The organism is Streptomyces sp. NPDC088762 (genome assembly GCF_044750905.1).
Taxonomy (GTDB): domain Bacteria; phylum Actinomycetota; class Actinomycetes; order Streptomycetales; family Streptomycetaceae; genus Streptomyces.
The window spans coordinates 140,511-164,043 of sequence record NZ_JBIVKT010000011.1 but is presented as its reverse complement, the minus strand read 5'-3'; the positions used below and the strand labels follow the sequence as shown (position 1 = coordinate 164,043).

Annotated in this window: 29 protein-coding genes and 1 riboswitch; of the genes, 17 read left to right on the top strand and 12 right to left on the bottom strand. The window is 71.5% G+C overall.

Annotation, left to right across the window (positions count from 1 at the left end):
* Window positions 1-21: 21 nt before the first annotated feature.
* Window positions 22-999: a glucosyl-3-phosphoglycerate synthase gene (locus tag ACIP5M_RS24070; protein WP_401200349.1), complete on the bottom strand. Its 978-nt coding sequence runs from the start codon at window positions 997-999 to the stop codon at window positions 22-24.
* Window positions 1,000-1,200: 201 nt separating this feature from the next.
* Window positions 1,201-1,358: riboswitch (SAM riboswitch) on the top strand.
* Between ACIP5M_RS24070 and thrC the strand changes: the two genes are divergently transcribed.
* The 8 genes from thrC to ACIP5M_RS24030 all read left to right on the top strand — a co-directional run bounded on the left by thrC (window position 1,352) and on the right by ACIP5M_RS24030 (window position 7,815).
* The gene (gene thrC, locus ACIP5M_RS24065) at window positions 1,352-2,650 is read left to right on the top strand and encodes a threonine synthase (RefSeq protein WP_401200346.1); all 1,299 of its coding nucleotides are present in this window, start codon (window positions 1,352-1,354) and stop codon (window positions 2,648-2,650) included. Its footprint overlaps the riboswitch before it by 7 nt.
* Window positions 2,651-2,686: 36 nt before the next feature.
* Window positions 2,687-2,965, top strand: a complete 279-nt coding sequence (locus ACIP5M_RS24060) for a MoaD/ThiS family protein (protein ID WP_401200344.1) — start codon at window positions 2,687-2,689, stop codon at window positions 2,963-2,965.
* Window positions 2,966-3,362: 397 nt separating this feature from the next.
* Window positions 3,363-3,569, top strand: a complete 207-nt coding sequence (locus ACIP5M_RS24055; protein WP_189949539.1) for a cold-shock protein — start codon at window positions 3,363-3,365, stop codon at window positions 3,567-3,569.
* A 320-nt stretch (window positions 3,570-3,889) separates the two neighbouring features.
* Complete coding sequence (gene groL, locus ACIP5M_RS24050; protein WP_401200342.1) at window positions 3,890-5,512, top strand: chaperonin GroEL; 1,623 nt, start codon at window positions 3,890-3,892, stop codon at window positions 5,510-5,512.
* Between the two features lie 159 nt (window positions 5,513-5,671).
* A complete protein-coding gene (locus ACIP5M_RS24045) occupies window positions 5,672-5,905 on the top strand; it encodes a hypothetical protein (protein ID WP_401200340.1) in 234 nt (77 codons plus the stop codon).
* On the top strand, window positions 5,905-6,297 hold the full coding sequence (locus ACIP5M_RS24040) for a type II toxin-antitoxin system VapC family toxin (RefSeq protein ID WP_401200338.1): 393 nt from the start codon (window positions 5,905-5,907) through the stop codon (window positions 6,295-6,297). The genes ACIP5M_RS24045 and ACIP5M_RS24040 overlap by 1 nt, the downstream gene beginning before the upstream one ends.
* Window positions 6,298-6,314: 17 nt before the next feature.
* On the top strand, window positions 6,315-6,932 hold the full coding sequence (locus ACIP5M_RS24035; protein WP_401200335.1) for a phosphoribosylanthranilate isomerase: 618 nt from the start codon (window positions 6,315-6,317) through the stop codon (window positions 6,930-6,932).
* A 70-nt stretch (window positions 6,933-7,002) separates the two neighbouring features.
* Window positions 7,003-7,815, top strand: coding sequence for a beta-glucanase (locus ACIP5M_RS24030; protein WP_401200333.1), 813 nt, complete (start codon window positions 7,003-7,005; stop codon window positions 7,813-7,815).
* A 131-nt stretch (window positions 7,816-7,946) separates the two neighbouring features.
* Here the strand turns inward: ACIP5M_RS24030 and ACIP5M_RS24025 are convergent, their stop codons facing one another.
* The gene (locus tag ACIP5M_RS24025; RefSeq protein WP_401200330.1) at window positions 7,947-8,201 is read right to left on the bottom strand and encodes a DUF397 domain-containing protein; all 255 of its coding nucleotides are present in this window, start codon (window positions 8,199-8,201) and stop codon (window positions 7,947-7,949) included.
* Window positions 8,185-9,021, bottom strand: coding sequence for a Scr1 family TA system antitoxin-like transcriptional regulator (locus ACIP5M_RS24020; protein ID WP_401200328.1), 837 nt, complete (start codon window positions 9,019-9,021; stop codon window positions 8,185-8,187). The genes ACIP5M_RS24025 and ACIP5M_RS24020 overlap by 17 nt, the downstream gene beginning before the upstream one ends.
* A gap of 115 nt (window positions 9,022-9,136) precedes the next feature.
* Between ACIP5M_RS24020 and ACIP5M_RS24015 the strand changes: the two genes are divergently transcribed.
* From ACIP5M_RS24015 to ACIP5M_RS24005, 3 genes are read left to right on the top strand one after another with little or no spacing between them, the layout of a single operon-like run.
* Complete coding sequence (locus ACIP5M_RS24015; RefSeq protein ID WP_401200325.1) at window positions 9,137-9,355, top strand: hypothetical protein; 219 nt, start codon at window positions 9,137-9,139, stop codon at window positions 9,353-9,355.
* Complete coding sequence (locus tag ACIP5M_RS24010; protein ID WP_401200322.1) at window positions 9,352-9,636, top strand: hypothetical protein; 285 nt, start codon at window positions 9,352-9,354, stop codon at window positions 9,634-9,636. The genes ACIP5M_RS24015 and ACIP5M_RS24010 overlap by 4 nt, the downstream gene beginning before the upstream one ends.
* An 11-nt stretch (window positions 9,637-9,647) precedes the next feature.
* The gene (locus ACIP5M_RS24005; RefSeq protein WP_401200319.1) at window positions 9,648-10,001 is read left to right on the top strand and encodes an amidase; all 354 of its coding nucleotides are present in this window, start codon (window positions 9,648-9,650) and stop codon (window positions 9,999-10,001) included.
* A 30-nt stretch (window positions 10,002-10,031) separates the two neighbouring features.
* On the opposite strand, the gene ACIP5M_RS24000 is transcribed toward ACIP5M_RS24005, so the two are convergent.
* The 5 genes from ACIP5M_RS24000 to murQ form a co-directional block, all read right to left on the bottom strand.
* Window positions 10,032-10,445: a PIN domain-containing protein gene (locus ACIP5M_RS24000; RefSeq protein ID WP_401200316.1), complete on the bottom strand. Its 414-nt coding sequence runs from the start codon at window positions 10,443-10,445 to the stop codon at window positions 10,032-10,034.
* The gene (locus tag ACIP5M_RS23995; protein ID WP_401200314.1) at window positions 10,442-10,714 is read right to left on the bottom strand and encodes a CopG family transcriptional regulator; all 273 of its coding nucleotides are present in this window, start codon (window positions 10,712-10,714) and stop codon (window positions 10,442-10,444) included. Before ACIP5M_RS23995 ends, ACIP5M_RS24000 begins: the two co-directional genes overlap by 4 nt.
* A gap of 133 nt (window positions 10,715-10,847) precedes the next feature.
* The gene (locus ACIP5M_RS23990; protein ID WP_401200312.1) at window positions 10,848-11,225 is read right to left on the bottom strand and encodes a hypothetical protein; all 378 of its coding nucleotides are present in this window, start codon (window positions 11,223-11,225) and stop codon (window positions 10,848-10,850) included.
* Between the two features lie 106 nt (window positions 11,226-11,331).
* On the bottom strand, window positions 11,332-12,819 hold the full coding sequence (locus ACIP5M_RS23985) for a PTS transporter subunit EIIC (protein ID WP_401200311.1): 1,488 nt from the start codon (window positions 12,817-12,819) through the stop codon (window positions 11,332-11,334).
* 41 nt (window positions 12,820-12,860) lie between these two features.
* Complete coding sequence (murQ, locus tag ACIP5M_RS23980) at window positions 12,861-13,796, bottom strand: N-acetylmuramic acid 6-phosphate etherase (protein ID WP_401200308.1); 936 nt, start codon at window positions 13,794-13,796, stop codon at window positions 12,861-12,863.
* A gap of 312 nt (window positions 13,797-14,108) precedes the next feature.
* On the opposite strand from murQ, the gene ACIP5M_RS23975 reads away from it, so the two are divergent.
* The 3 genes from ACIP5M_RS23975 to ACIP5M_RS23965 are packed head-to-tail and all read left to right on the top strand — an operon-like array spanning window position 14,109 to window position 15,328.
* Window positions 14,109-14,486 carry a hypothetical protein gene (locus ACIP5M_RS23975; RefSeq protein ID WP_401200305.1) on the top strand — a complete coding sequence of 126 codons (378 nt, stop codon included), beginning with the start codon at window positions 14,109-14,111 and terminating at the stop codon, window positions 14,484-14,486.
* A 7-nt stretch (window positions 14,487-14,493) separates the two neighbouring features.
* Window positions 14,494-14,763 (top strand): DUF4031 domain-containing protein, encoded by a 270-nt coding sequence (locus ACIP5M_RS23970; RefSeq protein ID WP_401200303.1) that lies wholly within the window; start codon window positions 14,494-14,496, stop codon window positions 14,761-14,763.
* Window positions 14,764-14,797: 34 nt separating this feature from the next.
* On the top strand, window positions 14,798-15,328 hold the full coding sequence (locus ACIP5M_RS23965; RefSeq protein ID WP_401200301.1) for an SMI1/KNR4 family protein: 531 nt from the start codon (window positions 14,798-14,800) through the stop codon (window positions 15,326-15,328).
* 23 nt (window positions 15,329-15,351) lie between these two features.
* Here ACIP5M_RS23965 and ACIP5M_RS23960 read toward each other — a convergent pair whose 3' ends face one another.
* On the bottom strand, window positions 15,352-16,566 hold the full coding sequence (locus tag ACIP5M_RS23960; RefSeq protein ID WP_401200645.1) for a Cmx/CmrA family chloramphenicol efflux MFS transporter: 1,215 nt from the start codon (window positions 16,564-16,566) through the stop codon (window positions 15,352-15,354).
* Window positions 16,567-16,664: 98 nt separating this feature from the next.
* Entirely contained in the window at window positions 16,665-17,357 is a 693-nt protein-coding gene (locus ACIP5M_RS23955) for a hypothetical protein (protein ID WP_401200298.1), read from the bottom strand.
* Window positions 17,358-17,503: 146 nt separating this feature from the next.
* On the opposite strand from ACIP5M_RS23955, the gene ACIP5M_RS23950 reads away from it, so the two are divergent.
* A complete protein-coding gene (locus tag ACIP5M_RS23950; protein ID WP_401200297.1) occupies window positions 17,504-18,190 on the top strand; it encodes a copper homeostasis protein CutC in 687 nt (228 codons plus the stop codon).
* Window positions 18,191-18,360: 170 nt separating this feature from the next.
* On the opposite strand, the gene ACIP5M_RS23945 is transcribed toward ACIP5M_RS23950, so the two are convergent.
* Entirely contained in the window at window positions 18,361-20,463 is a 2,103-nt protein-coding gene (locus tag ACIP5M_RS23945) for a HelD family protein (protein WP_401200294.1), read from the bottom strand.
* Window positions 20,464-20,774: 311 nt separating this feature from the next.
* Between ACIP5M_RS23945 and ACIP5M_RS23940 the strand changes: the two genes are divergently transcribed.
* Both ACIP5M_RS23940 and ACIP5M_RS23935 read left to right on the top strand, forming a co-directional pair.
* Window positions 20,775-20,960 carry a hypothetical protein gene (locus ACIP5M_RS23940; RefSeq protein ID WP_401200292.1) on the top strand — a complete coding sequence of 62 codons (186 nt, stop codon included), beginning with the start codon at window positions 20,775-20,777 and terminating at the stop codon, window positions 20,958-20,960.
* Window positions 20,961-21,084: 124 nt separating this feature from the next.
* Window positions 21,085-21,828, top strand: a complete 744-nt coding sequence (locus ACIP5M_RS23935) for a glycosyltransferase family 87 protein (protein WP_401200289.1) — start codon at window positions 21,085-21,087, stop codon at window positions 21,826-21,828.
* Here ACIP5M_RS23935 and ACIP5M_RS23930 read toward each other — a convergent pair.
* Window positions 21,794-23,437 (bottom strand): DNA repair helicase XPB, encoded by a 1,644-nt coding sequence (locus ACIP5M_RS23930; RefSeq protein ID WP_401200286.1) that lies wholly within the window; start codon window positions 23,435-23,437, stop codon window positions 21,794-21,796. The genes ACIP5M_RS23935 and ACIP5M_RS23930 overlap by 35 nt on opposite strands.
* Between the last annotated feature and the right edge of the window lie 96 nt (window positions 23,438-23,533).

Sequence of the window (23,533 nt, the reverse complement as noted above, 5' to 3'; positions counted from 1 at the left end):
GTGCGTACCGGGTGTCGCCGGTCAGGCCACGCGGCGCAGCGCGTATTCCTTGACGCCCAGCATCGGCGGCCGTTCCTCGGTGTCCACCGGATACGTGTGCGGCACGAAGCCCTCGGGCCCCCGCTCGAACTGCGTCAGCTCCGGCCGTACGAGGTGCCCGCGCGAGAGCCGTACCTGGGCGGTCCGGTAGATCGCCGCGGCCATCCGGCCCAGCGCCTGCCCGTCCTGATGGCGGTGGACCCGTACGCCCACGTCCACCTGGGCCAGCGCGTCCAGCCCGACCGTGTGCAGGGCGTCGACCAGCAGCCCCAGCTCAACGCCGTACCCGACGGGGAACGGCAGCCGCTCCAGCAGCGAGCGCCGTACGGCGTACTCGCCGCCCAGCGGCTGCACGAAGCCGGCCAGCTGTGGCCAGTGGAGGTTGAGGAGGGGCCGGGCGACCAGCTCCGTGACCCTGCCCCCCTGCTCGGCTCCGCCCGGACGGCCGCCCTGCCCGGGGGCGCCGCCGAACGGGCGGTCGTACATCGCCTTGACGAACTGCACCTCCGGGTCGGTCAGCAGCGGCCCCACGATGCCGGAGACGAAGGAGGCCGAGAACTCCCGCAGGTCGGCGTCGACGAAGCAGACGATCTCGCCGGTGGCCACCAGCAGGGAACGCCAGAGCACCTCGCCCTTGCCGGGCAGCGCCGGGATCCGCGGCAGTATGTCGTCGCGGTGCACCACGCGCGCGCCGGCCTTCTGCGCCACCTCCGCCGTGGCGTCGCCGGAGCCCGAGTCGATCACGATCAGCTCGTCCACCAGCGGGACGGGCAGTCCCTCCATCAGCTCACGCCGGATCACCTCGACGATCGCGCCGACGGTCGCCTCCTCGTCGAGCGCGGGCAGCACCACGCTGACCGTGGTCCCGGCTGCGCGTTTGCGCTCCAGCAGCTGGTCGAGCGGTCGGTCGGCGGCGGCCCAGGAGCGGCCGGCCAGCCAGCGCTCCACCTCTTCCAGCACCTTCGGACTCCCTTGCACCTTGGTTGGCCTGCCGCTTGGTCGGTTTGACCGAAAAGTGATCCATCTCGCGGTTCGGACGGCTGTCTCAACGGTCCGGCCCTTCGGTTACAGTCTTGAACAACGCGAAGGACCACCGCATGCCGGGGGTCCTCGCGCACAAACGCACCGGCGCGCCATAGAGCGCGTGTGCCGGTGCCATACCGCTCATCCAGAGGGGCAGAGGGACACGGCCCGTTGAAGCCCCGGCAACCCTCCAGTCGGTTCTCGCGATGCGTCTTGGACGCACCCCCGCGAGGTCCCCGGCTAGGGAAGGTGCCAATTCCGTCTCATGGCGAAGTGCGCCATGGGGAAGATGAGGAGAAAGGGCCTCGCCATCATGGCTGCACAGACTGTCGCCACCTCTGTTGATCTCGGACCCGCCACGGGCCTCTCCTGTCGCGAGTGCGGCACCCGCTTCGAGCTCGGCCCCATCTTCGCGTGCGTCGAGTGTTTCGGACCGCTGGAAGTCGCCTACGAGCTCCCCACCGGTGACCCCGAAGCGCTGCGCGCGGCGATCGAGGCCGGCCCCGCCAACATCTGGCGCTACGCGCCGCTGCTGCCCGTCCCCGCGGACGTGGCCGCCAAGCCCAGCCTGAACCCCGGCTTCACCAAGCTCGTGGACGCGCAGAACCTGGCCAAGGAGCTGGGCGTCACCGGCAAGCTCTACGTCAAGGACGACTCCGGCAACCCGACGCACTCCTTCAAGGACCGCGTCGTCGCGATCGCCGTCGAGGCCGCCCGCGCCTTCGGCTTCACCACCCTGTCCTGCTCCTCCACCGGCAACCTGGCCGGCGCCGTCGGCGCCGCGGCCGCCCGCGCCGGTTTCCGCTCCTGCGTGTTCATCCCGCACGACCTGGAGCAGGGCAAGGTCGTCATGGCCGGTGTCTACGGTGGCGACCTGGTCGGCATCGAGGGCAACTACGACGACGTGAACCGCTTCTGCTCCGAGCTCATCGGCGACCCGCTGGGCGAGGGCTGGGGCTTCGTCAACGTCAACCTGCGCCCGTACTACGGCGAGGGTTCCAAGACCCTCGCGTACGAGATCTGCGAGCAGCTCGGCTGGCAGCTGCCCGACCAGATCGTCATCCCGATCGCGTCCGGCTCCCAGCTGACGAAGATCGACAAGGGCCTGCAGGAGCTGATCAAGCTCGGCCTCGTCGAGGACAAGCCGTACAAGATCTTCGGCGCCCAGGCCGAGGGCTGCTCCCCGGTGTCCACCGCCTTCAAGGCCGGCCACGACGTGGTCCGCCCGCAGAAGCCGAACACCATCGCCAAGTCGCTGGCCATCGGCAACCCGGCGGACGGCCCGTACGTCCTGGACATCGCGCGGCGCACCGGCGGCTACGTCGAGGACGTGACCGACGAGCAGGTCGTCGAGGCCATCAAGATCCTCGCGCAGACCGAGGGCATCTTCGCCGAGACCGCGGGCGGCGTGACCGTCGGCGTCACGAAGAAGCTCATCGAGAACGGGCTGCTCGACCCGGCGCTGACCACCGTCGTCCTGAACACGGGTGACGGCCTCAAGACCCTGGAGGCGGTGGCCGCGGACAGCGGGCAGACCGCCACCATCCGCCCCAGCCTGGACGCGTTCCGCGCCGCCGGCCTGGCCTGATCTTCTTCCCCCTCGCCCCGGAAAGGCAGTAGCGCCATGAGCGTCAACGTCCGCATCCCCACCATCCTGCGCACCTACACCGGCGGCCAGGCCGAGGTCCCGGCCGAGGGCGCGACCCTGGCCGAGGTCATCGAGTCGCTGGAGAAGAACCACCCGGGCATCGCCGCCCGCGTCCTGGACGACCAGGGCAAGCTGCGCCGCTTCGTCAACGTGTACGTCAACGACGACGACGTGCGCTTTGAGGGCGGCCTCGAGGCGGCGACGCCGGACGGCGCCGGCGTTTCGATCATCCCGGCCGTCGCGGGCGGCTGCTGAACACCTTCCGGGTGACACGCGCAAACCAGAATTACCCCCTCCGCTAAAAGCGGAGGGGGTAATTCTGTTTGATTGGGCGCGGTAGAGTTGGGGAAGTCCCCTCCGCTGTTCTTGCCCGCTGCATATGAACGGGCCGCGTGAGGGTCGACATCGGGTCAATGTGCAAGTGCGGTATGGGTGTTTGGCGAGATATGCCGGGCCCGACTTGCCCGGGAACATGCCAAATTTTCACTCTATTTCAATCTATCTGGGTGTCCAGATTTCTCGTCGGATTGACCTGTTGCAGACAGCACCCGCGCAGATACATTCAGCCTCGGTCGACGCGTTCCGACGCAAGTTCTGACCCGGGACCGCGAAGTGCGTTCCTGCGCAAGGGCCAGTAATAGGGGAGTTAGGCATGGCTCAGGGCACCGTCAAGTGGTTCAACGCGGAGAAGGGCTACGGCTTCATCGCGGTCGACGGTGGTGCGGATGTGTTCGTCCACTACAGCGCCATCCAGATGGACGGGTACCGCACCCTTGAAGAGGGTCAGCGGGTCGAGTTCGAGATCTCGCAGGGCCAGAAGGGTCCGCAGGCGGACATGGTCAAGCTCGCCATCGGCTAGTCCTGGCGCGATCGACCGCCGACGCGACAGCGTTGATTCAAGACGTACGAGGGGCCCACATCCTGGACACGGGATGTGGGCCCCTCGCGCGTCACCGGTGTGTTCATTGGGGTCTTCGCCCAAGCCGCTTGCACTCGCGGGGGTCGAGTGCTAATCATTGGCGTTAGCACTCTCCAGGTGAGAGTGCTACTGAACGAGGACCGGGTCGGTGAGGCCCGCAGGGTCCGGCGGGAAGGAACCGCCGGGCACGCAGGCCGTCCGTCGCGGGCGCGGGCGCGGTCCTGGGAGCAATCCACCGCTGTCCGGGAGGACCACTTCAGATGGCCAAGATCATTGCGTTCGACGAGGAGGCCCGGCGCGGTCTCGAGCGTGGGATGAACCAGCTCGCCGACGCCGTCAAGGTCACCCTTGGCCCCAAGGGTCGCAACGTCGTCCTTGAGAAGAAGTGGGGCGCGCCCACGATCACCAACGATGGCGTCTCCATCGCCAAGGAGATCGAGCTCGAGGACCCGTACGAGAAGATCGGCGCCGAGCTGGTCAAGGAAGTCGCCAAGAAGACGGACGACGTCGCGGGCGACGGTACGACCACCGCCACCGTGCTCGCCCAGGCGCTCGTCCGCGAGGGCCTGCGCAACGTGGCCGCCGGCGCCAACCCGATGGCCCTCAAGCGCGGCATCGAGAAGGCCGTCGAGGCCGTCTCCGGCGCCCTGCTGGAGCAGGCGAAGGATGTCGAGACCAAGGAGCAGATCGCTTCCACGGCCTCCATCTCCGCCGCCGACACCCAGATCGGCGAGCTCATCGCCGAGGCCATGGACAAGGTCGGCAAGGAAGGCGTCATCACCGTCGAGGAGTCCCAGACCTTCGGGCTGGAGCTCGAGCTCACCGAGGGCATGCGCTTCGACAAGGGCTACATCTCGGCGTACTTCGCCACCGACATGGAGCGTATGGAGTCGGCCCTCGACGACCCGTACATCCTGATCGTCAACTCCAAGATCGGCTCGGTCAAGGACCTGCTGCCGCTCCTGGAGAAGGTCATGCAGTCCGGCAAGCCGCTGCTGATCATCGCCGAGGACGTCGAGGGCGAGGCCCTGTCGACCCTGGTCGTCAACAAGATCCGCGGCACCTTCAAGTCCGTCGCCGTCAAGGCCCCGGGCTTCGGCGACCGCCGCAAGGCCATGCTCGGTGACATCGCCATCCTCACCGGTGGCACGGTCATCTCCGAGGAGGTCGGCCTCAAGCTCGAGAACGCCGGTCTCGACCTGCTCGGCCGCGCCCGCAAGGTCGTCATCACCAAGGACGAGACCACCATCGTCGACGGTGCCGGTGACAGCGACCAGGTCCAGGGTCGCGTCAACCAGATCCGCGCCGAGATCGAGAACTCCGACTCGGACTACGACCGCGAGAAGCTCCAGGAGCGCCTCGCGAAGCTGGCCGGCGGCGTGGCCGTCATCAAGGCCGGTGCCGCGACCGAGGTGGAGCTCAAGGAGCGCAAGCACCGCATCGAGGACGCCGTCCGCAACGCGAAGGCGGCCGTCGAGGAGGGCATCGTCGCCGGTGGTGGCGTGGCCCTGCTGCAGGCCTCCGCGGTCTTCGAGAAGCTCGAGCTCGAGGGTGACGAGGCGACCGGCGCCAACGCCGTGAAGCTCGCCCTGGAGGCCCCGCTCAAGCAGATCGCCGTCAACGGTGGTCTCGAGGGTGGCGTCGTCGTGGAGAAGGTGCGCAACCTGCCGATCGGTCACGGCCTGAACGCCGCGACCGGCGAGTACGTCGACATGATCGCCGAGGGCATCATCGACCCGGCGAAGGTCACCCGCTCTGCCCTGCAGAACGCGGCGTCCATCGCGGCCCTGTTCCTGACGACCGAGGCCGTCATCGCCGACAAGCCCGAGAAGGCCGGCGCCGGCGCCCCGGGCGGCATGCCGGGCGGTGACATGGACTTCTGATCCACCGCGGGCCTTCGGCCCTGGTTGATCGGCTGTTCGCTTCACGTGCCGAGGGCGGCACTCCCTGACAAGGGGGTGCCGCCCTCGGGCGTTTCATGCGGCGAACCGTGTACCGGGTGGCCTCTGGCGGCGTAAGACGTTTTGTCTTACGCTGGTGGGATGGCTGACACCGTGACGATTCGCACCGACTCGGAGACCGAGCACGCCCTGGATGTACTCACCCGGGACGGCAGCTCGCGGTCCGTGGCCATAAGAGCGGCCGTGCTGGAGGCGGCCCTCCGCAAGGAGCGGGCCGCCGCCCTGCGGCGCGCGGTACTGCGGATGCCCATCGGCGAGCCCGACGGCATCGACGTCGCGGCGGAGCTCTCCCGGAATCGTGAGGAAGAGCGCTGATGATCTACCTCGACTCCGCCGCGATCGTGAAGCTGGTCCATGCCGAATCCGAGTCGCAGGCACTGCGCGACTGGCTGGACGAGAGGGCGGAGACCGGATGGGTCAGCTCGGCACTGGCGGAGGTGGAGTCCTTCAGGGCGCTGGCCCGCCATGCCCCGCAAGCCGCCGTGCGGCTCCATCTGGTCCTGGACCTGATCGACCTGATCGACCTCGATCCCGGAATCCGGATCCTGGCCCAGACCGTGCGGCCGGCCACCGTACGCAGCCTCGACGCCATCCATCTGGCGACGGCGCTCAGTATCGGTGAGCGGCTGACCTCGTTCGTCACCTACGACAAGCGCCTGGCCGATGCCGCCCGCGATGCGGGACTGTCCGTCGATGTCCCCGCCTGACCTGCTTGACTGCTGACATGACTGACGTGAGCGACGTGTTCATCAAGATCTGCGGGCTGCGGACCGGGCGGGACATCGAAACCGCCGTCGAGGCCGGGGCCGATGCCGTCGGGTTCGTGTTCGCGCCCGGCAGCCCCCGTACGGTCGACGCGGCGACCGCGCGGGCGCTCGCCGCGCTGGTGCCGGATGAGGTGCTCACTGTCGGGGTGTTTCGGGGGCAGTCGGTCGAGGAAGTGCGCCGGTTCGCCGAGGAGAGCGGCGTACGGGGTGTGCAGCTGCACGGCGAGGAGGGCCCGGAGGACTTCGCGGCGCTGCGCGCCGAGGGCCGGACGCTGCTGCGGGCCACCGCCGAGCACGTGCGGCGCTGCGGGGAGTACGGCGAGGACCTGCTCCTGCTCGACGCGCCCGACCCGGGCTCCGGCAAGCCGTGGAACTGGGGGGCGGCGGACTTCACCGCGCCCGAGGGGCACTGGCTGCTCGCCGGCGGGCTGAACCCGGGCAATGTCGGGCAGGCCCTCGCGGCCACCGGGGCCTGGGGCGTGGACGTGTCCAGCGGGGTGGAGCGGGAGCGCGGCGTGAAGTCGCCGGAGCTGATCCGCGCCTTCATCGAGGCGGCGCGCGGCACCCGTCGCTGAATGCTTCCATGCGCTTACTCTCGGTGATTCTGGCTGCATGGCCGCGTCCGAACCAGGGCACACACCCTGCATGGACTCGGAACCACTCGGCTGGCTGCGGCGCTTGACGTCCCGCCTCGCCCCGGCGGTCGGCGGCGAGGGCGCGGTCGCGGTCGCGTTCAGGCCGCGCCTCACCCCCGTCTTCACCGCCGATTTCACCTCGCCCGCCCAATGGGTCGCGGGCCGCTCGTGGGCCTATCCCGACGGCGGCCCCACCAATCCGGGCGACAACAAGCTGGACCACCTCGTCGCCGACCCCGCCTACAGCCGCAGCGGCGTCTTCCGCGCGACCCTCCGCGCCGACGGCAACTGGGACACCGGGCTCCTCACCACGGAGGGCAGCGACGAGGGCTTCATGGTGCGCACCGGCGACGTGCTGGAGGCCCGGGTGCGTCTCCCGGTGGAGACGGGCGCCTGGCCGGCGATCTGGACCTGGCGGGACGGCGGCCAGGAGATCGACGTGTTCGAGTACCACCCCGACAACCCGGATCTCCTGGAGCTCTCCAACCACGTCCGCGAGGCCCACCGTTACCACCGGGACCCCTCGGTGCGGCCCGGCGGCTGGATCGAGCTCAAGGTCGAATTCGGGAGGAACTCGGTCGTCTGGTGGGTGGACGGCGTACGCGTCTTCAGCGACGGCAGGGGCGTCGGCCGCGGCTGGCACGCGTACCTGATCGTCAACCTGTCGGTCTGCGCCGGGAGATACCACCCGGCTCCCGACCCCGGGGTCGAGGAGATGTCGTACGAGGTGTCGCGGCTGCAGGTCTCCCGCCCGACCCGCGGGGGCCTTCCGGGCCGCATCCCGAGGCCTTCGGGCCCCCGGACCGTGGACCGGGCCCCGTGACCGGGCCCCCGGCCGCGAGGGTGCGACCGGGGTTGCGCCGCCGGGGGCGGGGCACGGTACGCGTCTCCCGGGCTATCCCGACCCACCCACACCCTCCTGCCGACGTCCGATGTGAGCCCGGCTGGGGTGGCTCAGAGGGAGCCGACGAAGGCCGTCCAGGCCGGGCCGTTGAAGGCGAGGTGGGGGCCGTCCGGGTCCTTGGAGTCCCGGACGGGGACGATGTCGGGGTGGCCGTCGGAGACCTCGACGCAGTCACCGCCGTCGCCGCCGCTGTACGTGGACTTCCGCCAGGTGGCCATTTCGAGGCAATTGCCGCCGTCGCCGGCGCTGTAGCTGGATTTGCGCCAGATGGCTGCGGACAGGTCGTATTCAGGTGTGCGCGTCATGTTCGTACCCCTCCGCCACGGATTCGATCAAGGCCAGTGAGTCGCTGAGAGACAGCGCGTTGGCCGTGACGAGATCGTAGGTCAGCGTGTGCCGAGTGACGGTAGCCGGATCATCAAAGAGCTGGCCTGTTCCATTGCCTTGGATGTAGGCGAGCGGAGGAGCGTCATCAAAGGACATGAGCTTGAGGGAGCCGAGCATTGCCGCGTGGGCACCTGCACTGAACGGCAGCACCTGAACGATGATCCGATGGGACCGCATCAGAGACGCGATGTGACGCAAGGCCTCGGCCATCACCGCCGGGCCGCCGACCTCACATCGCAGTGCTGCCTCCCCAAGGACACACCACAACAGTGGCGTTGTTGGATCACTGAGTACAGCGGCGCGGGCCAGTCGGGCATCCACGAGCTCATTGAGGGTCGCCTCCGGTGCCGTCGGCTGGTAGGCGCGGAAGACGGCCCGCGCGTAGGCCTCTTTCTGGAGCAAACCAGGGATCAGTAGGGGCGCATACTCCCGGATCGCCGCCGCCTGGGCTTCCGCCTCGGCCGCCGCCGCGAAGTGGTCGGGGTATTTGGACTTGGCGGCGGCCCCGCAGTTGCGGGCGAAGAAGCCGCCCGTGCCGAGGATGTCGTCTATCTGACGGGCGAAGTCGAGGTGCATGCGCCGCGTCCCCGCTTCCAGCTGGCCGACGAACGAGCCGCTGACGAAGAGCGGTTCGCCGAGTTCGGCCTGGCTGAAGCCGGCGCGCTCACGCGCCACGCGCAGTTCGGCGCCCAGCAGGGCGCGGGGTGAGGAAGACGGGTCGAGGTTCTTTCCTGCCATGGCAACTCCCTGACCAACACATGCGGTTGTTGCGGCGTCCGCATTGAAAGGCTAGCGAGGGCGTCGCCACTCTGGGTACCGAAGTCGGATACGCAGAGTAGAAAGGTGACATGTCATGGTGCTCACGCCGAAGGAGCGCATGCGGGCGGCCGAGGAGGCCGTGCAGCAGTTGAGGGAATCCCTGGCCGGGGTGGGGGTCGTCTTCCCCTCCCTCGATGTGGAACGGGTCTCGGCGGCCGGGACGTACGGCCTGCCCCTCGTCGACCTCGGTCGCTGCAACCTGGACACCGCGCTCCGGCTGGCCGCCGTACTCCACGAGCGGGCCCGCGCGTGAGCGAGGCGCTGGAGTGGGGCTTCGAACTCGGCTGGAAACTCCACGCGTTGGAGGCGGCGCTCTGCGGCGGATGGAAGCGAGGCGGGATGGGACTGTCCGTGCGGGTCCAGCGGAACGAGGGCGGCCGGTCGTGGACGGCCGTCGGGGACGACGGGCAGCGGCGGGAAACGCGTACGGCGGACAGCGCCGATGAGGCGACGGCCCTGGTGCACGAGGCCTTCGGCCTCACGGCGTGGCGCCGCTGCCGCCTCCGCCGCCCGGATGGCAGCGGTTCACGCTGATCCACTGTCCGGTGGGGGACCGGCCGGGCTTCGAGGACCCGCGCTACGACCGGATCAAGGCGCGGCCGCCGCAGGGGTGCGCGGTCGAGGAGATCGGCGGGTACTTCGCGCTGCGCTGCGAGCGGCCGGGCGTACGGCTGTTGGACGCCGTCGCCGGGACGTGCCGGGAGGTCCGGGGCGAGTACGGAGTGCTGATGACGGACCTCGGCATCGAGAAGCTGTGGGAGTGGTCGGCGGACGGCACGGACGGCTGGGGTGCGGAGATCGTGGGTCAGCTGCTGCTGATGGCGGCGGAACGGGGCCCGAAGCTCGGGTACTCCGTGGACGACCTGGTCCGCTTTCTGCGGGAGGCCGCCGGAGCGTGAGGTGTCGGGCCCCTGAGGGGTGGGTGGGGGTCAGACCTTGACGGCCAGCAGGGCTTTGCCGCAGAGGGCGGTGAGGTCCTCGGGGTCCGACGTCAGGACGGTGACGGGTCCCGGCGCCGCGAGTGCGGTGGCGGCGACCATCGCATCGATTGCGTATTTGTGTCCGTGCAGGCCGGCCTCCCGGAGGAGGCCTGAGGCACGACGGGCGACCTCTTCCGTGACGGGCTCGATGACGACCCGGGACAGGGCCCAGGAGAGTGCCGCCTGGTTGATGCGCGGGTGCATCACCTCCACCAGCGTTGCCGTACTGGTGATGACCCGGATGTCCCGGGCGCCGGCGGCCGCCAGCCATCCGACGACCTCCCGGTCCCGGAGGACGTACTTGGCGAGCCCCTCGCTGTCCAGGACGAGCGTGCCCGCGGGCGTGACGGATGCTGGGCTCATGCGGCCTGTGACTCGCTCTCGCTGGTGGCTGACGGCTCCTGGCGCGCGCGCAGGAGGATGTCGGCCTTGGCCTGGATCTCTTCTTGGGTGATCGGGCCGATTTCGGCCTCCGCGGCGGCGATGAGCTCGTTCAGGTTGTCCCGCTCGATCTGGCGGGCCACCGCGGCGGTGACGTAGGCGGACAGGCCCGAAGGGCCGCTGCGGGCGCGAGCGGCCTCTGCGACGTCACGGGGCATCGAGATGGAGTACTTCTGGGTGGGCTCGCTCATGCCACCCATGCTACTTCCGATGCCACCGCCGTAATCGGAGAAAGGGGCGAAGGAGTACATGGTGCATACCCTCCTGGCATATGACTCCACGTGTCGAGTCGAATGCGCGGAGTTCCCGCGACCGAGTGACGTCCTACGCGTAGTGGCTGAGGATGAACAGCAGGGCGGCGACGTGCGACGCGACCTGGAGGCCGGTCATCCAGGCCCGCGCCCCGGGGGACGGCAGGCGCCGCGCCGGCCAGCACACCGCCAGGAGGCCCGCCACGGTGGTGACGGCCACGGCCCAGAGCACCCACGTGACCGGTGCTCCGGGGGCGCAGTCTTCCGCGTAGGCGATGCAGCGGCCCGCGCGCGGGGAGGCCAGCAGGGCGATGTAGGCGGCGATCAGGCTCGGGACCAGCAGACCGAGGGCGATTCCGGCCGCCACGCGCAGGCGGCGGTCCCGGCGGTCCGGTTCCCGGTCCTGGATCTGGGGCGCGGCGTGGTCCGGAGTGGGGACGGTGGCGTTCATGGCCCCATTGGATCCCGCGGCGCTCCCCGGTTGATCGGCCGCCGTACTCAGGTGGTGTGGGTAGCCGGACTCAATCGGGGAGGCCGCGCGGTGGCCCCCCGGGCGTTCAGGTCAGGGCCGGTGCGCGCGAGGGGTCGGCGGGGGAGGCGGTCGTCGGTTCCGGGTCCGTGTCGAGGTCGGTCAGCATCTGGCCGGTGAAGCCGAAGAAGAAGGTGGCGGCGAAGCCCACCAGGTAGCCGACCGCCAGGCCGCCCGCGTAGACGGCGAGGGCGGCGCCGATGCCCGACGTGCCGTCCAGCAGCGGGAAGAGGGCCCAGCCCGAGGGGCCGATGGCGGTGGATCCGAAGGAGACGCCGAGCTGGTTGAAGAGGCCGACGAAGGCGCCGCCGGCCGCGCCGCCGGCGCAAGCGGTGACGAACGGGCGGCCGAGGGGCAGGGAGACGCCGTAGATGAGGGGTTCGCCCACGCCCAGGAACCCCGCGGGGAGGGCCGACTTGATGGTGGTGCGCAGCGAACGGTTGCGCGGGAGGCGGCAGTAGACGGCGATGGCCGCGCCGACCTGGCCCGCGCCCGCCATGGCGAGGATGGGCAGCAGGACGGTGTAGCCGGACTGCTCGATGAGGGTGGTGTGGAGGGGGATCAGGGCCTGGTGCAGGCCCAGCATCACGAGGGGGAGGAAGAGGCCGCCCAGGACCAGGCCCGCGAAGGCGCCGCCGGAGGCGAGCAGCCGGTTGGCGAAGGTGCCGATGGCGGTGGAGGCCTCGCCCGCGAGGAACATGAGGCCGAAGATGGTGACCAGGCCCGACACCAGGACCGTGAGGGTGGGGGTCACCAGGACGTCCAGGGCTTCCGGGATCCGGCGCCGGCACCACTTCTCCACGTACACGGCGAGGAGCGCGGCCGCGAGCGCGCCCAGGACGCCGCCCTGGCCGGGGGAGAGGTGCCGGCCGAAGGCGTCGATCTTGCCGATGCCCGGAAAGACGATGATCGCGGCGACCGCGCCGCCCAGGACGGGGGTGCCGCCGAACTCCTTGGCGGTGTTGTGGCCGACGAAGACGGCGATCAGCGACATGAAGCCGGAGGCGATGGCGGCGAGCGCCGGGACCAGGGCGGGCAGCCGGCCCGTGTTGGTGAGGACGCCGTTCAGGCCCGCGATGATGCCGCAGCCGATCAGTGCCGGGATCAGGGGGACGAAGATGTTCGCGACCCGGCGCAGGAGCAGTTTGACGGGGGTGGCGTTGCGGGCCTTCTGAGCCGCCTTCAGGGCGGCTCCTCGGTCGGCCAGTTCGGTGGCGGTGACGGCGGGCGGCGCGGAGGGGGTGCCGGTCGCCGTACGGCCCTGGCGGACGAGCGCTTCGAACTCCGGGGTGACGCGGGCGACGGTGCCCGGGCCCAGCACGATCTGGTACGTGTCGTCCTCGACGACGCCCAGGACCGCCGGGAGGGCCTTGAGGGCCTCGTCCTGGACGAGCGAGCGGTCGCGGAGCGCGATGCGCAGCCGGGTCATGCAGTGCGCGATCGAGGTGATGTTGTCCGGGCCGCCGACCAGAGGGAGGATCGCGGCGGCTGTGGCGCGGTTCTTGTCAGTGGACATGGGGAGGTCGCCTTGCCGTTGGGGGTGGACGGGCGTGCGGGTCAGCGCGGCCGGGAGGCCTGGGCGAGGGCTTCGCGGAGGTGGCCCCGGGCGGCGGAGAGGAGGCCGGCGGCCGCCGGGGCGTCGACGGCGCCGAGGATGACGAGCACGGCGTTCTTGACCTCGCCGCCGGTGGCGGTGAGCGCGGCCTCGATCTCCTCGTCGGGCGCGCCGGTGGCCAGCGCCACGATGCGGTGGGCGCGGGCGCGCAGCTTCTCGTTCGAGGAGCGCATGTCGACCATGAGGTTCCCGTAGGTCTTGCCCAGGCGGATCATGGTGATCGTCGAAATGAGGTTGAGGACGAGCTTCTGTGCGGTGCCGGCCTTCAGGCGGGTGGACCCGGTGAGCAGTTCGGGTCCGACGACGACCTCGATGCCGTGGTCGGCGGCCGCGGCGAGCGCGGAGCCGGCGTTGCAGGAGAGCCCGACGGTGAGCGCGCCGCGCGTACGGGCGTGCTCGACGGCGCCGATCGCGTACGGGGTGCGGCCCGATGCCGAGATGCCGATCACGGTGTCGTCGGGGGTGAGGTGCAGCGCGGTGAGGTCGTGCGCCGCCAGCTCCTTGGAGTCCTCGGCGCCCTCGACGGCCTTGACCATGGCGGAGGGGCCGCCCGCGATCAGGCCGATGACCTGGGCCGGGTCGGTGTTGAAGGTGGGCGGGCACTCGCTGGCGTCCAGCACGCCCATCCGCCCGGCCGTGCCGGCGCCCGCGTAGACGAGCCGTCCGCCGCGTGCCATCCGTACGCTGATCGCGTCGATCGCGGCGGCGATCGCCTCAAGCTGCCCGCCGACGGCGGTGGCCACGGTGGCGTCCTCGGCGTTCATGACCCGGGCGATCTCCAGGGTGGAGAGCCGGTCGATCCCGGCGAGTTCGGGGCGGAAGGCCTCGGTGGTCAGGGTGTCGAGCTGTGCGCGGAGCGCGGCGTGCGCGGTGGTCATGGACGGGGCCTCCTAGGGGGGTGTCTCGCCGATCAGGCCGGATCAGCGGGACGCCCCCCTTGGCGGTGTTGGGGCGCAGAGAGGAACGGTCCCGGGGATTCCGGCAGGGGCGGCGGGCTACGGCTCCTGCGTTGGCGTCATGGTGGCACCGACGAAGCCCGGGGAGGCCGGGCGCGCCCGGTACACCGCCCGGCTTCGTGTGTCGTCCACTGCGTTGGCGGGGTCTGCGGGTCTGCCGGTCTGCGGGTCTGCCGGGCGGCGTGAGCCGGGCATCCCCTCCCTTTATGGGCGGGAAGGGGTCAGACTGAGCGCATGGACCACGCAACCCCCCTGGAGCAGGCGCTGCACGTCGCTCGTGCACTTGTTCTCGCCGATCTCTCTGCCGGAGAGGTCGCCGATGCCGATGTCGTCTCCCTCGTCGAGGACTCGGTCACGCACCGCCGGTGGTGGGTGGAGCAGTGGCCCGAGGGGGTCGGCTACCTCGCCGGACTCGTCGCCCAGGACGTGCAGGACGCGCTGCTGGAGAAGTACGGGCGCTGGCCGTTGTGCCCGGTCTGCGAGCACGGTGATCCGCACGCGCTGGACGTGGAGCCGGAATTGGGCCCCGACCCGCACTGGGTGTGCTCGGAGGCCGGTGTGCGGGTGGCGGCCGTGGGCGCGCTGGGCCCGGTCTTCCACCCGGGCCGGTGAGCCGTCGGTGACGGTGTACATCGACCCGCCGACCTGGCCGGGCCACGGCCGCATGTGGTCGCACCTGGTCAGCGATGTCTCGTACGAGGAACTGCACGCTTTCGCCGCGGCCATCGGCTGCCCGCCGCGCGCCTTCGAGCGGGACCACTACGACGTCCCGTCGCACCGCTACGCCGCCGCGGTCGCCGCGGGCGCGGTCGAGGTCGGCAGCAAGGAGCTGGTCCGCCGCATCACGGCGGCGGGCCTGCGCCGCCCGAAGGGCCGGCCGCAGGCGTAGGCCGGGTGTCAGTCGGCCCGGTTAGCCTGCGGGGATGATCGAAAAGACCGGCGATGACCGCCTCCTCCCGCCCGCGCTGGCCGATGTGGCGCGGGTGACGTTCGAGTACGGCGAAGAGGGCGAGGGCGTCGACTTCGAGCCCTACCAGGCCTTCTGCTCCGCAGCGGAGACCACCGACTGGCTACGCCACTGGACCGGGAACCACGACCTTGACGGCGATGCCTACCGGGTCTTCGGCCAGGACGGTTCCGGCGGGCTCGCCGCCATCTGGCGCGTGCGGCCGGGGCGGCCCCTCGCCGAGCAGCCCGTGGTGTTCATGGGCTCGGAGGGGGAGGTCGGAGTCGTGGCCGGGGACCTGTCAGGTCTCCTGTGGGTGCTGGCCGACGGCTTCGGGCCGCGGGAGGCCGCCTTGCACCGGGAGCGCGAGGCGCGGCCGGACGCGGTCTTGTCCGAGATCGCCGCCCGCCACGCCACCTCACCGCGCCGACCTGCCCGGGAGATCATCACCGAGGCCCAGGCGGAGTTCGCGTCCTTCGAGGAGGACCTGGACGAGCTCTGCCGCTGAGCCCGGCGGGGGTTGTCGGCCCCCTAGACCCGTTCGGACACGGGGGTCGGGAGTGTCGTCGTGGAGGAGGCGACTACGCGGGTCGGGGCGGGCGGGCGGCGGTCCAGGCGGAGGGCTGCGGCGGCGAGGGCGATCGCGGTGAGGGTCATGGCGGCGCCCGCCCAGGCGGTGGCGGAGAAGCCGAGGTCCGCGTCGATGACGGTGCCGCCCAGCCAGGGACCGCCGGTGTTGCCGAGGTTGAAGGCGGCCGTGGTGGTGGCGCCGGCCAGGGTCGGGGCGGCGCCGGCCACGTTGAACATGCGGGCGTTGAGCGCCGGGGCGGTGAAGAACGCCGAGAAGCCGAGCAGGAAGGCCAGGGCGATCGCCGCGACCTGGAAGGACGCCAGCAAGGCGAGCGCGGTCAGGAAGACGGTCGAGGCGGTGATGCCCCAGATCATCACGCCGAACAGGTGCGCGTCGGCGACCCGCCCGCCGGCCGTGGTGCCCGCGAGGGCGCCGGTCCCGAACAGCGCCAGGATCCACGGAACCCAGCCCGAGTCCAGCCCGGCCACGTCCGTGAGCAGCGGCGACAGGTAGCTGAAGGCGCAGAAGACGCCGCCCGCGGCCAGGGCCGTGATGCCGATGGCGAGCCACACCTGGCGGTCGCGGTAGATGCGCAGCTCGCGCCCGAGCGAGGGCTTCTCGGCGGGCAGCGGGATCGTGGGGATCAGCGCCAGGATGCCGGCGAGGGCGATCGCCGAGGCCGCGCCGACCGACCAGAACGCCGAGCGCCAGCCCAGGTGCTCGCCGAGGAAGGCGCCGGCGGGCACGCCGAGGACGTTCGCGATGGACAGGCCGCCGATCATGACGGCCATCGCGCGGGCCCGCTGGTCCTTGTCGACCATGGCGATGGCCACGGCCGCGCCGACGGCCCAGAAGCCGGCGCAGGCGAGGGCCGAGACGACGCGGGAGGCGAAGAGGAGCGCGTACGAGGGGGCCAGCGCGCCCGCGACCTGCCCGAGGCCGAAGAGGCTGATGAGGGAGATGAGGGTGGTGCGGCGCGGCAGCCGCAGGGTGGCCACGGCCAGCAGCGGGGCCCCGACGACCATGCCGATCGCGAACGCCGAGATGAGCAGGCCGGCCTGCGGGATGGTGACGCCCATGTCCGCGGCGATGGGTGGCAGCAGCCCCGAGAGCATGAACTCGCTGGTCCCGAGCGCGAAGACGGAGAGACCGAGGACGTAGACGGCTATGGGCATGCGGGGGCGTGCGGCGGCTGCGGGCATGACTGTCACCAACCATGGCGAAGGGGATCAAATTCCCCGGGAGTGTGTCAGGTGTGTGACATCAGGTGACATCACGTGAGATCCGTGAGATCCGTGCGGTCGGCGAGGCCGTCCAGCTCGGCGGAGAGGTTCGCGCGGGCCGGGGCCTCCCAGTGGGCGGCGCCGTACGGGGTGCGGAACAGCCGTGGCAGGTCGAGCAGCTGTCGCAGGACGGCGGCGCGGCCGGTGCGGAAGGCGTCGTCGGGGACGAAACCGTACTCGGCGCGGACGGCGGCGGCGTAGGCCGCGTACGCCGCCCCGTCCCCCGCGAGGACGGCCAGGTCCGCGTCGCAGAGCACCTCGCCGTTGGCGTCGCCGGGGGCGGGGTCGTGGGTGACGGTGAGCCGGACCAGCCGGGCCACCTCGGCGGTGCGGCCGGGGTCGATGCCCAGCTCGGGGAGGGCGCGCTCGGCGAGGGCGGCGCTGCGTTCCTCGTTCTCGGAGCGGTCGGGGCGGTAGACGGCGTCGTGGAACCAGGCGGCGAGCTCGACGGCGGCGGGGTCGTCGGCGTGCTCCGCCAGGACGTCCACGCGTGCCAGTACGTCGGCCAGGTGCGCGGTGGTGTGGTACCGGCGCTGCGGCTCCGCCCAGGCGGCGAGGAGCCGGTCCGCGTAGGGGTCGGGGCCGGGGCGGCCGCTCGCTCCGGCGGCGGTGACGGTCGCCCGCCAGCGCGCGCGGAGGGCGGTGGTGTCGGTCGTGTCGGTGCCCGGGATGCCTGTGTCCATGGGCACATTGTGGGGGTGGCGTGATTGTGCTGGTGGAGCGGTGGCGGAGGCCCGTACCCTTGATATTGGACTAGACCTATTTTTCGGACGGATCTCGCCGTGCGGGTCATGGGTCATACGGGCAGTTTTCCGAAGGATGGGATCGAATGAGCAACCGTGCGCTCCTGGAGGTGATCGCCCTCGACGTGGAGGACGCGGTCGCGGCCCAGGCCGGTGGGGCGGACCGACTCGAGCTGGTCACCGACATGGCCGCCGACGGGCTCACCCCGCCGCGCGAGACCTTCGCGGCGATCAGGGCGGCGGTCGACATCCCGCTGCGCGTGATGCTCCGCAAGACGGACGGGTTCGCGGCCGGTGACCTCTCCGTACTGGTCGCTGCGGCGCGGGAGCTGCGGGCCGAGGGGGCGGAGGAGTTCGTCCTCGGCTTCCTGAACCCGGACGGCACCCCCGACCTGACCGCCGTCGAGGCGCTGGCGGCGGAGCTCGGCGGCTGCCGCTGGACCTTCCACCGGGCGATCGACCGCGCGGCGGACCGGGACGGTCTGCGCAAGGCGCTGGCGGACCTGCCGGGCCTGGACACGTACCTGACGGCGGGCTCGGCGGCCGGGGTCGAGGAGGGCGTGCCGCTGCTGGTGGCGGAGGCGGCGCGGAGGGGCGAGCCGGGGTACGGGGCACGGATCCTCGTCGGCGGCGGCCTGGAGCTGTCCCACCTGCCGGTGCTGCGCGGGGCGGGCATCGACGCCTTCCACATCGGCGGTGCGGCCCGCCCCGACGGCTGGGACGGCCCGGTCTCGGCGGCGGCCGTCGCCGAGTGGCGCGAAGCCCTGGCCTAGGCACTGGCCCCTATGGGGCTCCGCCCCAGACCCCGCGCCTCAAACGCCGGCGAGGCTGGATTTTGGCCGCTCAAGCGCCGGCGGATGGGCATATCCAGCCTCGCCGGCGTTTGAGGCGCGGGGGTTCGGGGGCGGAGCCCCCGCAGCGGCGCCGCGCCTGGACGGCCAGGTCAGCGCAGCGCCAACGGCAGATCGGCCGCGTGCAGTACCGAGAGGCCCGACACCGCGCGGGTGAGGCAGACGTACAGGCGGCGCAGGCCCGTCCGTTCGTCCGGCTCGCCGTCGACGATCGCCGCCGGCTCGTCCAGGACCACGTAGTCGTACTCCAGGCCCTTGGCCAAGGAGGCGGGGACCAGGGTCAGGCGGGCCTCCGCCGTCGTCTCCTCGCCGGGCGAGAGGTACGGCAGGTCCGCCGCCCGCAGGGCATCGGCCAGGACCGGGATCCGCGCGTCCGCCGCGATCAGGCCGATCGAGCCCTCGTGGGAGAGGGAGGAGCGGCAGGCCCCGACGACCGCCGCCGTGAGGTCCTCGGCCTCGGCGATCCGCAGCGAGCCCGGAGTCTCGCGGACCGACGAGACCGGGGCCAGGCCCGGGGAGATCGCCGGCAGCAGCCGCGACGCGTACGCGATCACCTCGCGCGGCACGCGGAAGCCCGCCGTCAGCTCCTCCAGTACCGCCTGCGGCTTGCCCAGGTGGCTCAGGGCCTCGTCCCAGCTGCGCGTGGCCCAGGGCGTGGTGCCCTGCGCGAGGTCGCCCAGCACCGTCGCCGAGCCGGTCGTGCAGCGCCGGCCCACCGCCCGGTACTGCATCGGGGACAGGTCCTGCGCCTCGTCGAGGACCACGTGGCCGAGGGAAGGAGTGCGCTCGACGAGGTCCGCCGCCTCGTCGACCAGGACCAGGTCGGCCGCCGACCACTTCGCCGACTTCACGCTCCGGAACGGCTTCTGCCACAGGAGGAGCTTCTGCTCGTCGGCCGTGAGGACGCCCTCCGCGTGCAGCGCCAGGAACTCCGGGTCGGAGAGCAGCCGCAGCACCAGTTTCGCCGGGTCCACCGGCGGCCAGATCTCCTTCACCGCGGCCTTCACCGCCGCGTTGCGCGCCACCGCGTCCTGGACGCGGTCGTCGGGCGCCTCGCCCGCCTGCTCCATCCGTACGAGCACCGCGTGCGCGATGCGCTGCGGCAGCGCGTCGCGGGCCGCGCCGTAGCGGATGTCGCGGTTCTGCAGCTCCTCGACCATCTCGGCCAGCTCGTACGCGGGCACCCGCCAGCGGCGCGAACCGCGCACCACCATCAGCGCCTCGGTGGGCGCCGTGACGTGCGAGCGGACGGCACGGCCCAGCACCTCCGCCATCCGGGCGTCGCCCTTGACCACGGCGGTTTCGGCCGGGTCCGTACCGCGTACCTCCAGGCCGTCGCGCGCGACCAGGTCGTCGACGGTGGCCTGCTTGACCTCCAGCTCGCCCAGGGCGGGCAGGACCTGCTCGATGTAGTGCAGGAAGGAACGGTTCGGCCCGATGACCAGCGTGCCGGTGCGGGCCAGCCGCTCGCGGTGCGCGTAGAGGAGGTACGCGACCCGGTGCAGGCCGACCGCCGTCTTCCCGGTGCCGGGGCCGCCCTGGACGCAGACGGAGCCGGACAGGCCGGAGCGGACGATCTCGTCCTGCTCTGGCTGGATCGTCGCGACGATGTCCCGCATGGGGCCGACGCGCGGCCGTTCGATCTCCTGCTGGAGCAGCTTGCTGACGGCGGCGGCCTCGGCGGGGTCGGAGAGGTGCTCGTCCTCGTACGCGGTGAGCTCGCCGCCCGTGTAACCGAAGCGGCGGCGCAGCGCGATGTCCTGCGGGTCGGTCTTGGAGGCCCGGTAGAACGGCTGGGAGACGGGGGCGCGCCAGTCGATGACCATCGGGTCGCCGTCGGCGTCGTGGACGTGGCGGCGGCCGATGTAGAACTGCTCGCCCTCCGCGCCTTCGGCGAGCTCGGCGCCCGGGGCGTGCAGGTAGTTCAGGCGCCCGAAGAAGAGGGGGGTGTGGGCGAGGTCGGCGAGGGCCTTGATGCGGTCGTCGATCTGGGCCTGGAGGACGATCGCGTTGACCCAGTTCGCGGTGACGTCGCGGATGTCGAGGGCCTCGACGTCCTCGCGCATGGCGCGGAGCGCGGCGCGGGAGGCGGTGAGGTGGGCGCGCTCGCGCGCGAGCGGATCGGTTTCGGGCGCGGTTTCGGGCGCGGTTTCGGGGGCGGTTTCGGGGGCGGTTTCGGGGGCGTGCGCGGGCACGGGGATGCCTCCAGCTGCTGGGGTAGGAACAGATGCCCGCCGGTACCGGCCGGTGGGCGGCTCTCCCCGATGGGGCTGCGGGAGGCGGCAAGAGCGGAGATTCTAGCCACTGGTGTGGGGTGGCGCGAATGGATTTGAGGGGGCCGGAAGTCCTCTGGGGCGGGACGCCCGTACGGGTGTCATACCTGGGAGTGTCAGACCTGGGGCAGGGGTACCCGGGGGTGGCATGAGCCCCGAGGAGGAGGCGGGGGGCCCTGGGGTTCCGCCTGCGGGGCGATGCGAGGGGGCGGCGGAAAACGCACCATGGACACATGAGCACCGCAACCCTCACTCCGATCCAGGGCGGCCGCCCTAGCGGCGCCACCGCCACCTCCTACGTCCCTCCGCGTCACACCCTCGGCAGCGTGCTGCGGGCCGCCAAGGTCTTCGCGGCCACCGCTGTGAGCGTCGTCGTCCTGGGCGAATACGCCGAGGAGACGGGCGTCATACGCCGCTGATCCGGGCGGACGGCCGATGGCCGATGGCCGATGGCCGATGGCCTGTGGCTGGTGGCCGATGGCGGATGTCCGGATACGGCCGGGCCGCGCAGACAAGCGGGGCCGATCCACTACATTCACGCCCGTGACCCACAGTCCCCTTTCCGGTCGCTCGCCGTCGCCGTTCGCCGGTGGGCTGGTGGCGGGGTCGTTGCTCGTGCTGGGGGTGCTCTGCATCGCTCTGCGCGTGCCGATGGCCGACGCCCTCGTCCAGGGCTTCTCCGCCGCCGAGTGGAAGCCGCCCGCCGCGTATCCACCGTTCGCGGCGATCCTCTTCACGCCCGCCGCCTGGCTGCCGACCGGGCTGCTCAAGGCCGTTCTCGTCCTCGGCAACGCCGGCCTGCTCGCGCTGCTGGTCCTGCTGTCCTGCCGGCTCGCGGGGCTGCGGGCCCGGCCCGGGCCCGTGCTCGCCGCCACCATCGGCGGGCTGTGGCTGGAGCCGCTCTTCCAGGCCCCGCTGCCCGGGCAGGTCAACCTGGCCCTCGCCTGCCTGGCCGTCTGGGACCTGGGCCGGCCGGCCGCCGCGCTCGGCAAGGGCTTCGCGCTCGGCACCGCCGCCGGGATCACCCTGACCCCGGCGCTCTTCATCCCGTACCTGCTGCTCACCCGTCGCGTGCGCGCCGGGCTGACGGCCCTCGCCGCCTTCGGCGGCACCGTCCTGCTCGGCCTGCTGGTCCTCCCGCAGGCCTCCGCCGACTTCTGGGCCCGGCACTTCGCCGACACCGCCACCGGCCGGGCCCTGCTCCTGCACTGGCCGCACCTGTGGGTCTGGTGCGTCCCGCTGCTTGCCTTCCTCAGTCGCTCGCCAGCAGCTCGTCGGCGTCCATGATCCGGTAGGCATAGCCCTGTTCGGCGAGGAAGCGCTGGCGGTGCGCCGCGAAGTCCTGGTCGATGGTGTCGCGCGCGACCACCGAGTAGAACCGCGCCTCGTGCCCGTCCGCCTTCGGCCGCAGCACGCGGCCCAGCCGCTGTGCCTCCTCCTGCCGGGACCCGAAGGTGCCCGACACCTGGATGGCGACCGTGGCCTCCGGCAGGTCGATGGAGAAGTTCGCGACCTTCGACACGACCAGCACGCTGATCTCGCCCTCGCGGAAGGCGTCGAAGAGCTTCTCCCGCTGCGCATTGGAGGTCTCGCCCTTGATGACGGGCGCGTCCAGGTGCTCGCCCAGCTCGTCGAGCTGGTCGATGTACTGTCCGATGACCAGGGTCTGCTCGCCCTGGTGCTTGCGGACCAGCGCCTCCGTCACCTTCCGCTTCGTCGCCGTCGTCGCGCAGAAGCGGTACTTCTCCTCCGTCTCGGCCGTCGCGTACGCCAGCCGCTCCGACTCGGTGAGGTTGACCCGGACCTCGACGCAGTCCGCCGGGGCGATGTAGCCCTGCGCCTCGATCTCCTTCCACGGCGCGTCGAACCGCTTGGGCCCGATGAGGGAGAAGACGTCCGACTCGCGCCCGTCCTCCCGTACGAGGGTGGCGGTCAGGCCGAGGCGGCGCCGCGCCTGGAGGTCGGCGGTGAACTTGAAGACCGGCGCCGGCAGCAGGTGCACCTCGTCGTAGACGATCAGGCCCCAGTCCCGGGAGTCGAAGAGCTCCAGGTGCGGGTAGACGCCCTTCCGCTTCGTCGTCAGGACCTGGTACGTGGCGATCGTGACGGGCCGGATCTCCTTGCGGGTGCCGGAGTACTCGCCGATCTCCTCCTCCGTCAGCGAGGTCCGCTTGACCAGCTCGTGCTTCCACTGGCGGGCCGAGACGGTGTTCGTGACCAGGATCAGCGTCGTCGCCTTCGCCTTCGCCATGGCCCCGGCGCCGACGAGCGTCTTGCCGGCGCCGCAGGGCAGCACGACCACGCCCGAGCCGCCGTGCCAGAAGCCCTCGACGGCCTGCTGCTGGTACGGGCGCAGCGCCCAGCCGTTCTCGGCCAGGTCGATCGGGTGCGCCTCGCCGTCGACGTATCCGGCGAGGTCCTCGGCGGGCCAGCCCAGCTTGAGCAGCGTCTGCTTGATCTGCCCGCGCTCGGAGGGGTGCACGGCCACGGTGTCGGGGTCGATCCGGGCCCCGACGAGCGGGGTGATCCGCTTGGAGCGCAGGATCTCCTCCAGCACGGGCCGGTCGGTGCTGGTCAGGACCAGGCCGTGCACGGGGTGCTTGGAGAGGGTGAGGCGGCCGTAGCGGGCCATGGTCTCGGCTACGTCGACGAGCAGCGCGTGCGGGACGGGATAGCGCGAGTACTCGACGAGCGCGTCGACGACCTGCTCGGCGTCGTGCCCGGCGGCCCGGGCGTTCCACAGGCCGAGCGGGGTGATCCGGTAGGTGTGGATGTGCTCGGGAGCGCGCTCCAGCTCGGCGAAGGGGGCGACGGCGCGCCGCGCGGCCGCGGAGAGCTCGTGGTCGACCTCGAGAAGGAGGGTCTTGTCGCTCTGGACGATGAGAGGCCCGTTCACACACGTCCCTTTCCGGCGTGGGGTGGCCGCCCGGACGCGGACGGCCAAACCTCCAGTCTGCCGCATCCTGGCGCGGGCCGGGGGATGCTGCGTGCC

Coding starts and splice junctions, on each gene's coding strand:
- ACIP5M_RS24045 (WP_401200340.1), top strand. CDS start 5,672: ATGGCTGACACCGTGACGATTCGCACCGACTCGGAGACCGAGCACGCC.
- ACIP5M_RS23990 (WP_401200312.1), bottom strand. CDS start 11,225: ATGAACGCCACCGTCCCCACTCCGGACCACGCCGCGCCCCAGATCCAG.
- ACIP5M_RS24060 (WP_401200344.1), top strand. CDS start 2,687: ATGAGCGTCAACGTCCGCATCCCCACCATCCTGCGCACCTACACCGGC.
- ACIP5M_RS23995 (WP_401200314.1), bottom strand. CDS start 10,714: ATGAGCGAGCCCACCCAGAAGTACTCCATCTCGATGCCCCGTGACGTC.
- ACIP5M_RS23950 (WP_401200297.1), top strand. CDS start 17,504: ATGAGCAACCGTGCGCTCCTGGAGGTGATCGCCCTCGACGTGGAGGAC.
- ACIP5M_RS23940 (WP_401200292.1), top strand. CDS start 20,775: ATGAGCACCGCAACCCTCACTCCGATCCAGGGCGGCCGCCCTAGCGGC.
- ACIP5M_RS24055 (WP_189949539.1), top strand. CDS start 3,363: ATGGCTCAGGGCACCGTCAAGTGGTTCAACGCGGAGAAGGGCTACGGC.
- murQ (WP_401200308.1), bottom strand. CDS start 13,796: ATGACCACCGCGCACGCCGCGCTCCGCGCACAGCTCGACACCCTGACC.
- ACIP5M_RS23975 (WP_401200305.1), top strand. CDS start 14,109: ATGGACCACGCAACCCCCCTGGAGCAGGCGCTGCACGTCGCTCGTGCA.
- groL (WP_401200342.1), top strand. CDS start 3,890: ATGGCCAAGATCATTGCGTTCGACGAGGAGGCCCGGCGCGGTCTCGAG.
- thrC (WP_401200346.1), top strand. CDS start 1,352: ATGAGGAGAAAGGGCCTCGCCATCATGGCTGCACAGACTGTCGCCACC.
- ACIP5M_RS23985 (WP_401200311.1), bottom strand. CDS start 12,819: ATGTCCACTGACAAGAACCGCGCCACAGCCGCCGCGATCCTCCCTCTG.
- ACIP5M_RS24000 (WP_401200316.1), bottom strand. CDS start 10,445: ATGAGCCCAGCATCCGTCACGCCCGCGGGCACGCTCGTCCTGGACAGC.
- ACIP5M_RS23960 (WP_401200645.1), bottom strand. CDS start 16,566: ATGCCCATAGCCGTCTACGTCCTCGGTCTCTCCGTCTTCGCGCTCGGG.
- ACIP5M_RS24025 (WP_401200330.1), bottom strand. CDS start 8,201: ATGACGCGCACACCTGAATACGACCTGTCCGCAGCCATCTGGCGCAAA.
- ACIP5M_RS23965 (WP_401200301.1), top strand. CDS start 14,798: ATGATCGAAAAGACCGGCGATGACCGCCTCCTCCCGCCCGCGCTGGCC.
- ACIP5M_RS24040 (WP_401200338.1), top strand. CDS start 5,905: ATGATCTACCTCGACTCCGCCGCGATCGTGAAGCTGGTCCATGCCGAA.
- ACIP5M_RS24015 (WP_401200325.1), top strand. CDS start 9,137: ATGGTGCTCACGCCGAAGGAGCGCATGCGGGCGGCCGAGGAGGCCGTG.
- ACIP5M_RS24035 (WP_401200335.1), top strand. CDS start 6,315: ATGACTGACGTGAGCGACGTGTTCATCAAGATCTGCGGGCTGCGGACC.
- ACIP5M_RS24020 (WP_401200328.1), bottom strand. CDS start 9,021: ATGGCAGGAAAGAACCTCGACCCGTCTTCCTCACCCCGCGCCCTGCTG.
- ACIP5M_RS23955 (WP_401200298.1), bottom strand. CDS start 17,357: ATGGACACAGGCATCCCGGGCACCGACACGACCGACACCACCGCCCTC.
- ACIP5M_RS24030 (WP_401200333.1), top strand. CDS start 7,003: ATGGACTCGGAACCACTCGGCTGGCTGCGGCGCTTGACGTCCCGCCTC.